Here is a 12763-nt window from a genome sequence, read left to right on the forward strand (position 1 = left end):
CCGGCAGTGTGGCGCCGGGGTCCGACAGTCCCGGTCAGAGCCGCTGGCGCACGAGCTCGTCCTCGCGGCGGAGCACCAGCTCGACGAGCTGACCCACGGCCGACGCCGCCTGGCCGCCGATGAACGGCGCGTTCACCGTCACGTCCGCGTGCACGGTCGAGCGGGTGCCGGCGCCGTCGGGCACGAGGCGGCGCTCGCCGGAGACGATCGCGGACCGGCCGAAGATCTCGGCGCGGGCGTCGAGCGCCGCGCGGTGGCCGCCCGCGCCGTCCGGCGTCCAGGTGGTCGTCTCGACGAAGGCCACCGAGGAGCCGACGAACTTCGCGAACATCGGCGGGATGCCCTGGGTCGGGGCGGCGAGGCGGGAGACGGTCTCGGTGCCGGAGACGGTCACGTCGTCCACCTCCGCGCCGAGGGCCTTGCCGCGATCACGGAGGAACTGCTCGTCGGTGAGGAGGGCGAGGGCGGCGTCGGGTGTGCCGGCCCAGGTGTAGGTCGCGTCGATGGCCACGCCCCCAGCTTGCGTCGTCCGGACCGGTCACGCTCGCCGGGACGCGGTGCGGCGGGCGAGGACGACGGCGACGCCGGCGGTGGTGGCCGCCACCCCGGCGAGCACCCAGGGGACGGCGCGGGCGTCGGTGGCCTCGACGACGATGCCGATGAGCGGGGACGCGGCCAGCGGACCGGCCAGGCCGACGGCGAAGACCAGCGTCGCGCCGCGGCCGCCGGGGGCCTCCCCGGCGTGCCAGGCGATGACCGCGGGGAAGACCGGGGCGAGCAGCAGCCCGGCCAGCGCGTAGGCGGGCACGGCCAGCGGTCCGTGCGTGGCCAGGGCGAGCGCGACCGTCGCCGCGGCCATCGAGCCGATCACCAGCCGGCTCGGGTGGTGGCGCAGGGCCAGCGGCGCGGCCAGCAGGCGGCCCACGGTCAGCCCCAGCCAGAACAGCGCGACCGCCTGGGCGGCGCGGCCGGCGCTGAGGTCGGTGGCCGCGCGCAGGTGGGTGGTCTCCCAGCCGGCCGCACCACCTTCGACGGCGACGTAGCCGAGCAGCACGGCCGCCAGCAGGAGCACGACCAGCAGCTCGCCGGGGCAGGACGAGGTGTGCCGGCTGCGCTGGACCGGTGTCGTGGCGACGCGCAGCCGGGTGGTCAGCGCGGCGAGGACCAGGCCGCCCACCGCGCACGCCCAGTACGGCGGGGCCAGCCGCTCGGGGAACCAGCCGACGGCGACCGGCGTGACCACGGCGCTCACGCCGAAGGCGGCGCTGACCGCCATGAGCACGGCGCCGCTGCCCGACCCGAACGACCGGGCGAGGGTCAGGTTCAGCAGCAGGTCCAGCATCCCGAAGCCCAGGCCGGCGAGCAGCAGGCACGCACCAGCCGCGGCGCCGCCGGGGGCGACGGGCACGGCCGCGCAGCCGAGCGCGAGGGCGAGCGCCCCTGTCGTCATCAGCTCGGCGACCGACCGCCGTCCGCGCAGCAGCCCGGCCGCGCCGACGCCCAGCGCGGAGCCGCCGGAGAACGCGGCCGGCAGCAGCGAGGCGCTGCCCGCGCCGAGCCCGTGCTGGGACCGGAGGTCCGGGAGCGTCGGCCCCAGGACGCTGGCGAGCGCACCGAGCACCAGGAAGCCGACGACGCCGGTGACGGCGAGCGCGACGGGCGAAGAGGTCCGAGCGGGTGGCAAGAACCCCGTGGTCGCTTGCATGCTCGGTAGTCAATCGTGCAGACTTCGGCAGAGTCAAGCAGAGAACAGCAGGAGGCGGGACAGGTCATGCGGGTCTTTGCGCGCGAGCGTCAGGCACGGATCCTCGACGAGCTGCACCGGCACGGCCGCGTCGAGGTCGCCGCACTGGCCGCGCTGCTCGACGTCTCCGAGGACAGCGTCCGGCGCGACCTGCGGGCCCTCTCCGATGCCGGGCACCTGCAGAAGACCCATGGCGGCGCCGTGCTGCTGGACCCCGCGCGGATGGCGTGGGTGGACCGCGCCGACGTCGCCGCCGCGGCCAAGGACGCCATCGCCGTGGCCGCTGCGGCCGCCGACCTCGTGGCGCCCGGGGACACCATCGTCCTCGACGCCGGTTCGACGGTGCTCGCGTTCGCCCGGGCACTGCAGGTGCGGCCGCTGTCGGTGATCACGAACTCGCTGGACATCGCGCTGGTCTTCGAGGACGACGACGAGGTGCAGCTGACGCTCACCGGTGGGCAGTGGGACCGGCGCTCCCGCTACTTCATCGGCTCGGGAACCGTCGCCGCGCTCGCCCGGCACCGTGCCGAGTGGGCGTTCCTCGGTGCCTGCGCGCTCGACCCGGCGTCCGGTGCGACGTCGGTCAGCGGTCCGGACGCCGACGCGAAGACGGCCATGGCGCAGGCCGCCCGGCGCACCGCGGTGCTGGCCGACGGCAGCAAGCACGACGCGGTCGCGCCGCACCTGGTCCTGCTGCCCGAGCAGATCGACCTGCTGGTCATCGACGACGCGCAGGCGGCGGCGCAGTGGCGCGAACGCGGCGTGCAGGTGGTCCTCGCCGAGCCGGTGGCCGAGGCCGACTCGCGCGCCTCCTGATCTGGATGCCCCGGCTCAGGGGCGCCAGCGGTGCAGGCCGGTGACCCGGCGGACCGCGGCGGCGGTCAGCCGGTAGGGGAGCCGGCCGAGGACGGCGGCGACCTTGGCGTCCGGCCCGACCGGCACCCGGAAGGCGGGCCGGCGCGCGGTCAGCACGCCGGCGACGGCCCGGGCCACCTCGCGGGGGTCCCGTGACTGCGGGAGGTGCTGGGTCTCCACGAACCGCTCGACGATCATCGCCATGCCGGCGTAGGCGCTGCCCGGCGGCGTGATGCGCGGCGTCGTCGCCCAGATCGCGGTGTCGTAGTTGCCCGGCTCGACCAGCGACACCCGGACGCCGAACGGCTCCACCTCGTACGCCAGCGACTCGGCCCAGCCCTCCAGTGCCCACTTCGACGCGCAGTAGAGCGACAAGCCGGGGTTGCCGTAGCGGGCCGAGTCGCTGGAGATGAACACCAGCCGCCCGGACCGCTGCTGCCGCAGCACCGGCAGGACCAGCTGGGTCAGCCGGAGCGTGCCGATGAGATTGGTCTCCAGCACCCGCCGCCACTCGTCCTCGTCGGTGTCCTCGAACGCGCCGCCGCTCGCCGTCCCCGCGTTGCTGACGACCGCGTCGAGGCGGCCGCCGGTCAGCTCCAGCGCTGCCTTGACGCCCTGCTCGGACGACGCGGCGTCGGCCACGTCGAGCGGGACGACGTCCAGCGGGCCGAGCCCCGCAGACCGGGCGCGCTCGTCGAGGGCCCCGCGCCGGACGGGATCGCGCATCGAGGCGACCACCTGCCAGCCGCGGCCGGCGAGCTCGACGGCGGTCTCGAGGCCGAGGCCGGAGGAGCAGCCGGTGATCAGGACGGCGGGGCGGTCGGTGCGCACCGCGGCATCCTGGAGTGCCGCGGTGCGCACCGGTGGGAGGTGGACGGCGTCAGCCGTCGTGTCCGAGGCCGCGGTCGGGTGCGCTCATGTCGCCGGTGGCCGGGGTGCCCTCGGCGAGGCCGTAGCGCAGGTACACCGCGCCCGTCGGGCTTGCTGCCGGCGGCTGGAGCAGCGTGAGGTTCGTGGGCACCGCGCCGCCGGCGAAGACCTTCTTCCCGACGCCGAGCACGACCGGGTGCAGCCACAGGTCGAGCCGGTCGAACAGCTTCTCGCGCAGCAGGGTCTGCACCAGGTCGATGCTGCCGACGACCTTGACGTCGGAGTGCCGGTCGCGGACCTCGCGCACCGCGGCGGCGAGGTCGGGGCCGAGCTGTGTCGACCCGGCCCAGGCGAGGTCGGGCCGGCCGCGGGAGGCGACGTACTTGGGGATCGAGTTGAACAGGGTGGCGATGTCGTCGTCCTCGCCGCCCTCCTGGTGGGGCCAGTAGCCGGCGAAGATGTCGTATGTGCGCCGGCCGAGCAGGAGTGCGTCGGTGCCCTCGTAGGCGGCGGCGACCTGGGCACCGGCGACCTCGTCGATCAGCGGCGCCTGCCAGCCGCCGAACGGGAAGTCGTTGTCCGGGTCCTCCTCGGGCCCGCCGGGCGCCTGCCCGACGAGGTCGAGGGTCGCGAACATCTCGATGGTGATGAGGCCCATGACGTGCTCCCGGGGCTGGTGGTCGTCTCGTGTCGAGAGCAAGACCGCCGAGCGCCGGAGAACTGATCGCTGGGGGAGTGGGGCGGGTGGGGCTCGAACCCACGACCCAGGGATTATGAGCACTCGAACACTGAACGCTGTGCTCACCTGCGGAGATGCATGTCGGCGGCGAGCGTGACCGGTCCAATCCCTTGGTCGTGCGCGGGCGTTGAACGGCGGCCTCAATGCCAGTCTTGTCAGCGCCCAGTTTGGTCGATGAAGTTGGTCGAGTCGTCGAGGGGTCGGCTCGTGGCAGAGGGCCCCGCACCCCGCCCCTGCAGTCGCCCTGGTCAAGTGGTCACGGGGCGGCCGAGACTCCTTGAGGGACTAAGCGCGCGTCAGCCGGGTCCGGCCACAAGACAGGGCTTGAGGTGGCGCTCGACGATCAGCGGCGCGGCGATCTACCAGGTCGTTGCGACACACCATGAGCTGGCTGCGAGTGAGGGCGGGCCGGCCGAAGGAGGCGGCTTGCCGGCTCACCATCCGGAGAAGCATGGCCTCTGCGACGCGTCGACTTGAGGTGCAAGTCTCCGAAGTCGAGTTCCAGCTCGTCGGGGCCCGCCGCTGAGCGGCGAGGCGTTGGACGGGCGCTGCGTCGTCCGCCTTGGTTGCTCCGTGGGAGCCTCGGCGTCGGCACCGTCGACGTCGTCACACCGATGGGTCTCGGGCAGGCTTCACGAGGTCAGGTTCTTGTCGTCCATGGTGTTGGACGGGACGAAGCCACCTTCCGACAGATATTCATACGCGCGGAAAACAATGATTGGGTCGTCGTCAAAAAATCCGATCCCAGTATTGTGTTTCAAGCAGATTATGCCGCGAACTAGGAGTTGGTCGTGGCAATGGTCCTCCGAGGGAATTACAGGCACCTGCCCGCAGATCGGGCAGACACCCCCCTGAGCCCCAAGCATTCGCTCGTGCGCATCGGTCGGCATTCGGTAGCCACGGTATGGCGGCCTTCTCGGGCCAGCGGGGGGCCTTCGCAGGTAATTGTAGGCGTTCAGACAGTGTTGCGGACTGTCATCCAACATGCCGATGCCCGAGTTGCAGCGACGACAGAGGATACCCCGCGGGTGGCCAGTCTCATGGTCGTGATCCAAGAAACCGCCATTTTCCGGCACGATTCCGCAAATGGCGCACCAGCCGTTCTGGGCGGCCAGCATCTCGGCGAATCGTCCCGGAGGGAGATCGTAGTAGTAGGCGCGAGCTGTCTCCCGGTAGCGCTCGGGTTCAGCCTTTCGTCGCGCTCGGCGACCGCATTCCGCGCCGCAGTAGACGGTGTGGTGCGGACGGTCGGAGATGTCCGAGCCGCAGCCTTCACACCTTCGCTCGGTCCCCAGTTTGCGCTTCGGGTCGGGCAACTTCCTAGTTGAGTACCACCGGTACTCCGATACGCACTCGCGACACCAGGCCCCCCGGCGCGTACGGTTCCACATGCTCGGCGTCCAACCTGGCCGGGGAACGTCATGCTCGCCGCGCGAGCACCACTTCGTGTCCTCCACGACGGGGACCGTACGGCGAGCTACCGACGAAAGCTGAGCGGTCAACCAGCGCCGCCGCTGCTACGCGTGCCGACGTTGAGCCACCAGTATCGCCCAAGGGTGGCTGTCGACTCAGGCCGGTGTTCTGCCGGCCTGAGTCAACGCTGCCGCTAGGGTTCGGTGGTCGCCTGTTCCTCGGCGACGGCCTCGACTCCGGCCTCGACATCGTCTTCGTCTTCATCGGCCACGGGGTCGTGTGCGCTGCCGATGAAGAAGTGATGATGGGGCTCGGCGGTCAGGAAGTCCCGCAGCCCCTCGCGTGCCTCAGCGAGGCTGGTGTAGTAGGCGCGAAAGGCTGCGGACACCTCGTTGGCGCGCTCGGCGGTCGGGGCTATAGGGATCTCGATCTCCAGGTACCGGCCGCCAACGTCCTCTCGGTTGGTCTGCATGAAGATGACCCGCCGCCACTGATCGCGGACGATCGTCAAGGTCATCGCCCAAAGCAAATAGAAGGCATCAAAGTCAGCCTTTGGGCCAGGGCGAAGGACGATGACCTCCTTGGTGACCACGACGTCCTCTTGGCCCGGCAGCAACAGGCAGAAGTCGCCAATGTTCTTCGACGTCCGCTCGGGGCAGATCAGGTCCCAGGGGCGCAGGCCAGAGGAGGTGCCTCGCCAAAATCCTTGAGCAATGGCCGCCGGCACGCGGTTGGTGGGGTTGATGTTCACCAATCCAGCGCGGAGATCGCTGACCTTGATGTAGGGTACGGTGCCCACTCGAACACTCTGCGAGGGTGAACCGTGCCCATTGCGGACCTCTAGCCTGCCGTCCTTGATCAGGTCCCCGATGGTTGCGCTCGTGAATCCGGCGAAGCGCTCTTCCGTCAGTGTCTCAGTGAACACGTCGTGATAGCGCCGGTCGTAATACGTCGGGACTGCCGTGCGCATGGAGACTTCGCGGGCATCGACGAAGCGCAAGGTGTCCGTTAACTCGCCCTTCTGTAGAGCTTCCATGTCCTCCAAGAGTCGGTCATTGATCGCCTCGACTTCCTCCCCAGTCTCCTCGTCCACGGTGAGCACTCGCTGCCCCGTAGTTGGGTCGACCAGGGGGAGAAGGCGTCCGCCTTTAGTAAGCCCACAAGTGGGCGCGTTCGAAATCATGACCATGCCGTCCTGGAACCAGCTCGGCTTGTGAATCACGACTGCGCCCCGTCCTTCGGCTTTCCCTCGCCGACCTTCTCGAAGATGTAGAAGTTTGTTTTGGCCCGACAGAACTCTTCGAACGCCTCCATCGGGATGTTGACCATCCCGCGGAGCTCCAGGCGACCTTCCAGCCAGTCCGGAAGCCAGCGGTAGCTGTAGCTGAAGAAGTAGGTCTCGGGGAGGACGATGCCGATGCGGCCGCCGACACGCAGGAGGCGGTGGCACAGCTCTAAGAAGATCAATCCGATCTCCAGGTCGACGTACTCCTTGCGCCGCCCTGCGGCGGCTGCCTTGGCGATCGTGTAGCCAGCGGAGCGTGCGTCGGCCGCAGACACCTTCAAGTCCTCACCGAACGGTGGGTTGGTGACAGCAACGGTGAATTGCCGTTCCACGTCGGTGCCCCCCGGCTTACCCAAAGCGGCCTCAATGCCCGGAAACTTGGCCGGCCAGAGGCTGCGGCGTACCGAGTCCCCCAAAAGCACGTGAGTCGATCCGTCGCGGAAGGCGATCATCAGCGCCCGCGTGAGCTTGACGCCAATGTGGTCGATGTCGACCCCATACAGCTTGTCGTTGGCAAACTTGACGAGGTTCCAGACCTCGGACTCGTCGGGGAACTCGTTGTCCCGTACCTGACGAAGGGCCTCGAACAGGAAGCCGCCCGTGCCACAGGCCGGGTCGATGACGGTGTCCTCGGAGGTGATTTCTAGGGCCATCACACAGGGTCGGATGACCCGCTGAGGCGTCAAGAATTGGCCCTCGGCCGACTTGAGCGCCTGGGAGCGGAACACCTGGAAGGCCTTCGCGAGCACGTCGACGTCATCCCCGAGGATGCGATAGCCGGACAGCTCGGCCACAACCCGGTAGATCGTCTCGTCGGTGAGCAGGATCTCCGGCCGATCGTCGGGATGAAAGATGCGCGTCCGCTGGCTCTCGAAATACTCCGAGAACCGCTCGCGGATCACCTTGGCGGTCTCCGTCACCCGAGTGTCCTGACTGCCGTAAACCCGGAACGCCACTGGCTTGTCTACGTTCGCCGAGCGGCTGGCCGTGCTGTCGCTGTCGAGCTTGACCAACATCACGTGCACCAACTCCCGTAGCTGGTCCTCGCGACGTGTGGCGCGCGAATCTTGAACAACGACCGTGGCGACCAGGCGCCGAAGCGCTACGGCGAGTTCGACCGCGCTTGGCACCTTGAGGCGGTTCCAGGTTGGCGGCTGATCCGGGGGCCGGGTGAGGTCGTCGCCCGGACGGGGGAGCTCTGCGCCCTCAACTTCCAGCCAGTCCGCGGTGTGGCGCTTGTAGATGGCCAACGTCTTCTCGCCGTTGGTCCAAAACCCCATCTTGGCCATCGGCTCGCTTGACAGGTAGCGGATGAGCTGGTCGCGCCCTGCGTCGATGTCCGGTGCCTTGAACTCAAAAATGATCTGCAGTGCGTGGGGTTCGCAGCTGTTGTCGGCGAAGGCGACTAGGTCGCAACTTCCGCAGATCGCGAATCGCTGTCCCCTCTCCCGCTTGGTCAGGTCGTGCGGAGTGGCTGGTACCGGCCATTCGGGTCGCCAACGGAGCCGATCTTCGGACCACCCCTGCTCGCGAAGGTCCTTCAACGTCTTTTGCCGGACCCGCTCCTCCGGCTTCATGGACCCGCTACTGGGTGTCACTTCGTCTCCTCCTGGTGGTTCTCAGACAGGTATCGGGTCAGCTGGGCGAAGAGGGCGTGGATGTCACGCGCCTTATGTGTCCTCGGGGCCTTCGACTCCAAGACGACGTACGGCCTCAGGATCGAGTCCGGCTCCCTGTCCACGAAGATCGCGACGTCGTAGCCAGGGACGCGGGGAGAAGCCACGCGACGCCCTGGCTGAGTCGAACCGGTCGCCGCCCTGACCGGGCCGATGGCGTTCGCCCCCGCCCGGAGCTCAACTCGACTGGTCTCGCGTCCTGATGTCACTGCCCCTCCAACCCCTGCCCCTGTCCGACCGCACTCTACAGTGCAGAAAGGAGCAGCTCCTTTTTGCAGCATCGCTGGCGTGTCGCCCCGATGGCTGTCCTGGTCGGAAGATCAAGGTTCCGCGGTCACCTGCTGCCGCCCGACCTCGATGAAGCGCTCGCGACCAGGCGGTTCGGTGCCAAAGCTGTACGTGACCGTCGCGTGGCCGAAGACGGTGTCGCCCGGTTCCAAGATTTCTGGCAGAGGGGCCAGGAGCTCGTCGCCCTGGTGGACGAAGGCCCCGGAGGTGCCGTCGTCGTCGGCGATGCGGACTGTCGCCTGGACCTCTCTGACGGTGCCCGTGGTGGCCGGCACCACCAGCAGCTTGATGTTGGCCGAGAACACGTACACGCTGGCCGACTCGCTCCGGATCCAGGCGACGCCTCGTGATCCTGTAGCGACGACGCGGGCGGTGAAGTTAACTGGCGTGACCGCTTCGGACAGAGCCGCCGACCGCTCCGCTGCTTCTGCGGCGCGTCGTGACGCTTGGGCGGTCTCTAGGGCAGCGGTGGTTGCCGCCTCGCTTGCTGCGGCCGACGCCTTCGCAGCGACCGCACTGTCCCGCGTGTGGTGATTGAGCCGCCCCGTGTAGACGACGTACACGGCCGTCAAGGCCGCCAAGACGATGCTGGTGACGTCCCCCGTGTCCATGCTGGCAGTCTGGGTCAGGGGTGTGACGGTGCTGCGAAGCGGGTCGCGTCCGCGGGGTGCCGTGATCACGCCTGCTGGCACGCGGACGTCTCCCCGCAGATGCGGGCGTTCCCGCAGGCGTTGCTGCAGAGGTTGTCCGCCAGTCGGCGACATGAGACCCACGTCTGCTGGAGGGTTCGCTACTTCATCGCCCCTTCCCGCGTACTGAACTGGCGGCAGTCGGTGCAACAGAAGGTCTGTCGCGCGTTGGTCGTGTCGAAGGTGAGCGAACAGGTGGGGCATGTCTTGCCCTGCACGGCACGCTCGTAGCGCCGAGGTGCGACGACTTCGTCGTAACGGCGTCGGGCGTTGGTCAGGTAGCGCTCGCGGTGCTCGTAGTAGCGCTTGCGGCTACGAGCCCGCTGCGCCTCCTGGCACGGCTCGCAGGCGTCCTCGCCGCGCCGTCTGTGGCGGCGGTAGGCGGCCCAAGTACCGCAGGGCAACAGAGTTGATGTCACAGACGCCGTTCCTTTCGGCATGCCGCGCGCGTGTCTCGCGCGTGCGCGAGGGGAGTAGGGAGGGAGACGGTGCTACACGCTGCGGTCTCCCCCTGGGGCCGAGGAGGGGGTTCTCCCCAGGGGGTATCGGACCAATCCTCATACACGACAAGTCGTGATTAGTGCTTTCGTTTACGTCGCTGTGTTCGCCGATTAGTCGGCGGTTTATTGTAGCGCCTCAATAGGGGGGAAGCGTCCTCAGTAACGCGGAATAGCGGTTCCGCCGGACCTGGATCTGGCACCCTGACGCTGAAAGTGGGATGTGCGTATATCTCTTCGTAGGCAGAGTGCGCAACTAGCAAGTTCGACTGCTCTGCAAGGGCCACTTCGCCTGCGAGCCGATGGAACGGGCCAGGGTCGCCTCGCTTGCCTAGAACGAGGAGGTGCCTGGGGTCCAAGGGTAGCCATATTTCGTGAGCTGTCCCCAGCCCCAACGCCTCCCCGTCCTCATGTGGCCCCGGAGTGTGGAGAACGACCGGCTCATCGCTTGTTACGAGTGCTGGGCTCGTGAAATCGAATAGGAACCACGGCCGGGGACGTAGGTGGGGCATCATGGCCTCGGCGAGCTCGCCGATGAGTCGGATGTGCTCGTTCGGGTCCGAGGCGAATTCAAAATTGTCAAGTTGGTCGGGAGCGACACTTCCCCTTAACCGTTCCATCATGTCTGTCAATAATTCGATCTTCCGACGGCTTGCCCTTCCGCGCGCAAGCTGAAAGGCCAAGAAGAGGCACATGACCTCGCGGTCATCCTGGGTCGGCCGGACGTTGAATACACTCGTCACGTTCCTGATCACACGTGCGGCGTCATGTTCTACAAGCCCTAGCAATTGCTCCAAGCGTCCATCCATCTCCCCGTCGTTGTTCACGAATGTGTAGAAGTCTCTTTCTGCGGCAGTGTCTCTGATCATGGCAACACGACGCGCGCGAGTGTGGCGGTTCACGACTGCGATGCGATCATTATCCGCAAAGCGCTCTAGATAGAAGCGTGGCACCAAATGATGCCTGGCTCCCACGTGCACCGTGGGGTCACGCTTCACCGGCCCTGAGCCTGAAGCGGGGTTCTGGGACACAGCACCAGGATGGTTGATGGTTGGCGCAACGGCGAACGGGCCATGCTCAGCGACCGCCTCCCTGGTCGATAGCGACTGCTGGTCGGTGGCACACGAGCTCGGCAGGCCGACGACTGGGGGCCGCCTCGGGCTTGGTCCGGTTCGCGCGTTACCCCCTCGAGCCAGAGGGTGCACCAAAGAGCTGCCCCAGCCGCCCCACAGCTCGGTGCCCACCCTTGATCGCAACGCCAGAGCAGGACGGCCCTAGTCGCTCAGCCTCAGCGGGCGGTGCGGCGACCGGGGACGCCAAACCGGACCCGCCGCGTGTTGAAGTTCTACACCCCGCGGACCGCGCGTCCGCAGTGCCTCATTCCGAGGGGAGGATAGAGAAAACCTAGTCTTCCTGCGATGAATGCCGCAAAGGCCCAGTGTCGTCGCTCCAAGTGCGCGCCAAGGCCAGTAATCTACTTTCGCCCATCCCCGGCCACACCCTCGGAAAGAGTTCCCGCCATGCAGACTCCGCGACGAGGCGCAACGCCGGCCGGGCTGCGGCGCAAGGCTGCAGCTCGCCAGGTCGCGCGCGTCCCGGCGCCGATCCCTATGACGTCTCGCCGATCAATCATCCGCAGGCGCGCTCGAACGTTGATGATCGTGACTCTCTTGCTAGGAATTGCCGCGGGCTACCGGGCTATGGGCGCCTTTGCGGATCCCACTCCTGCGTACGACGGCGACTCGGGTATCTCAATAGGGATTGAGGGAGGAGAAAGCTCGGTCGCGATATCCATCGACAACCAACTCCAGTATAATCCCGAGTTGACCGCATACGGGTTCATCCTTCCTTTGACCGCCGTCGGCAAGCGCTTCACCGTTTTGCTCACTGGCAGTGCCATGCTGGATAGCCCCATCAGCCGAGTGGGCCTTAAAGTATCCAAGCCGAAGTGTGAGCAATTCGGGGACCCTGTCGCTTGCGAATTGCTAACTGGGGTGATTCCACACCCCAGAATCGGTGGCGGAATCGGCTACGTACGGGCGTGCAATGACGAGATGGTCAAAGTGGCGTCCGGCGTGTCAATCTTAATCGCCGGACGGCCAAGGAACGTGCTGCGCCAGAGTTGGGCTACGCAGGTTGTCGCCGAGCCAAACGCTTCGATCATGGACGAAGGGCGTCCTCAGGATTCGCTCATCGACGACAACGAGACACTAATTCCCGAATCGTTTGAGATTCCGGATGCGATGGCTCTCTGTACGCGATTCGCGGCTCCCGACGATTATCTGATCACTGGCGCGAGGCCTGCCGCCGAGAAAGGCAGCGATCAAGAAGTTGTCTGGACGGGCCTCCTTGATCGTCAGGCCTCTATCTCATTGCGTCGCGTCAACAGTGGAGAAGTCGCGAATGCCCTGCTGTTACTCGCCGGGCTCCTCTTTGGCTCATCTTCCGGATTCTTAGCGATGTGGGCGACGGAAGACCCGGATTCCCTCACTGAGCTTGACCGGCCGGCCAGGCCCTAGCTCAGGAGTGCGCGAAAAAGCGTCGGCGAATACCGGAACGGCGTCGTGTGCCGCGGAGTCGAAGGCATCCGATGGAGACGTAGTTCGGTCTCCAGGCCGACTCATCGGGCGCGCGGCCGGTGACCGCGTTGGCGGCGATCGAACTTCGAAGCGCATCCGTCTGGCCGTCGCCGCCCCCCCCCCCCCAG

The 12763-nt window shown here is 67.5% G+C and carries 11 protein-coding genes; 2 read left to right on the forward strand and 9 right to left on the reverse strand.

Features of this window, described 5'->3' with window-relative positions; genetic code table 11:
* Positions 1-34: 34 nt before the first annotated feature.
* Both AB0J00_RS11365 and AB0J00_RS11370 read right to left on the reverse strand, forming a co-directional pair.
* Positions 35-511: a DUF2505 domain-containing protein gene (locus tag AB0J00_RS11365; RefSeq protein WP_357744125.1), complete on the reverse strand. Its 477-nt coding sequence runs from the start codon at positions 509-511 to the stop codon at positions 35-37.
* 27 nt (positions 512-538) lie between these two features.
* Positions 539-1684, reverse strand: coding sequence for a hypothetical protein (locus tag AB0J00_RS11370; protein WP_357744127.1), 1146 nt, complete (start codon positions 1682-1684; stop codon positions 539-541).
* Between the two features lie 87 nt (positions 1685-1771).
* On the opposite strand from AB0J00_RS11370, the gene AB0J00_RS11375 reads away from it, so the two are divergent.
* Positions 1772-2560: a DeoR/GlpR family DNA-binding transcription regulator gene (locus AB0J00_RS11375; protein WP_357744129.1), complete on the forward strand. Its 789-nt coding sequence runs from the start codon at positions 1772-1774 to the stop codon at positions 2558-2560.
* Positions 2561-2575: 15 nt separating this feature from the next.
* On the opposite strand, the gene AB0J00_RS11380 is transcribed toward AB0J00_RS11375, so the two are convergent.
* The 7 genes from AB0J00_RS11380 to AB0J00_RS11410 form a co-directional block, all read right to left on the reverse strand.
* Positions 2576-3430, reverse strand: a complete 855-nt coding sequence (locus tag AB0J00_RS11380) for an SDR family oxidoreductase (protein WP_357744131.1) — start codon at positions 3428-3430, stop codon at positions 2576-2578.
* A gap of 49 nt (positions 3431-3479) precedes the next feature.
* The gene (locus AB0J00_RS11385) at positions 3480-4127 is read right to left on the reverse strand and encodes a dihydrofolate reductase family protein (protein WP_357744133.1); all 648 of its coding nucleotides are present in this window, start codon (positions 4125-4127) and stop codon (positions 3480-3482) included.
* Between the two features lie 713 nt (positions 4128-4840).
* Positions 4841-5524: an endonuclease domain-containing protein gene (locus tag AB0J00_RS11390; RefSeq protein ID WP_357744135.1), complete on the reverse strand. Its 684-nt coding sequence runs from the start codon at positions 5522-5524 to the stop codon at positions 4841-4843.
* 290 nt (positions 5525-5814) lie between these two features.
* Positions 5815-6714 (reverse strand): hypothetical protein, encoded by a 900-nt coding sequence (locus tag AB0J00_RS11395; protein ID WP_357744137.1) that lies wholly within the window; start codon positions 6712-6714, stop codon positions 5815-5817.
* Positions 6715-6839: 125 nt separating this feature from the next.
* Complete coding sequence (locus tag AB0J00_RS11400) at positions 6840-8483, reverse strand: N-6 DNA methylase (RefSeq protein WP_357744139.1); 1644 nt, start codon at positions 8481-8483, stop codon at positions 6840-6842.
* 419 nt (positions 8484-8902) lie between these two features.
* The gene (locus AB0J00_RS11405) at positions 8903-9481 is read right to left on the reverse strand and encodes a hypothetical protein (RefSeq protein ID WP_357744141.1); all 579 of its coding nucleotides are present in this window, start codon (positions 9479-9481) and stop codon (positions 8903-8905) included.
* A 655-nt stretch (positions 9482-10136) separates the two neighbouring features.
* Positions 10137-11300 carry a DUF4238 domain-containing protein gene (locus AB0J00_RS11410; RefSeq protein ID WP_357744142.1) on the reverse strand — a complete coding sequence of 388 codons (1164 nt, stop codon included), beginning with the start codon at positions 11298-11300 and terminating at the stop codon, positions 10137-10139.
* Positions 11301-11879: 579 nt separating this feature from the next.
* Here AB0J00_RS11410 and AB0J00_RS11415 point away from each other — a divergent pair.
* The gene (locus AB0J00_RS11415) at positions 11880-12575 is read left to right on the forward strand and encodes a hypothetical protein (RefSeq protein WP_357744144.1); all 696 of its coding nucleotides are present in this window, start codon (positions 11880-11882) and stop codon (positions 12573-12575) included.
* Positions 12576-12763: the final 188 nt, after the last annotated feature.

This window comes from Modestobacter sp. NPDC049651 (genome assembly GCF_040659695.1).
In the GTDB taxonomy this organism is placed as follows: Bacteria; Actinomycetota; Actinomycetes; order Mycobacteriales; family Geodermatophilaceae; genus Modestobacter.

Bases quoted from the DNA above. Each gene is read 5' to 3' on its own strand.
- AB0J00_RS11375 (WP_357744129.1), top strand. From the start codon at position 1,772: ATGCGGGTCTTTGCGCGCGAGCGTCAGGCACGGATCCTCGACGAGCTG.
- AB0J00_RS11385 (WP_357744133.1), bottom strand. From the start codon at position 4,127: ATGGGCCTCATCACCATCGAGATGTTCGCGACCCTCGACCTCGTCGGG.
- AB0J00_RS11400 (WP_357744139.1), bottom strand. From the start codon at position 8,483: ATGAAGCCGGAGGAGCGGGTCCGGCAAAAGACGTTGAAGGACCTTCGC.
- AB0J00_RS11405 (WP_357744141.1), bottom strand. From the start codon at position 9,481: ATGGACACGGGGGACGTCACCAGCATCGTCTTGGCGGCCTTGACGGCC.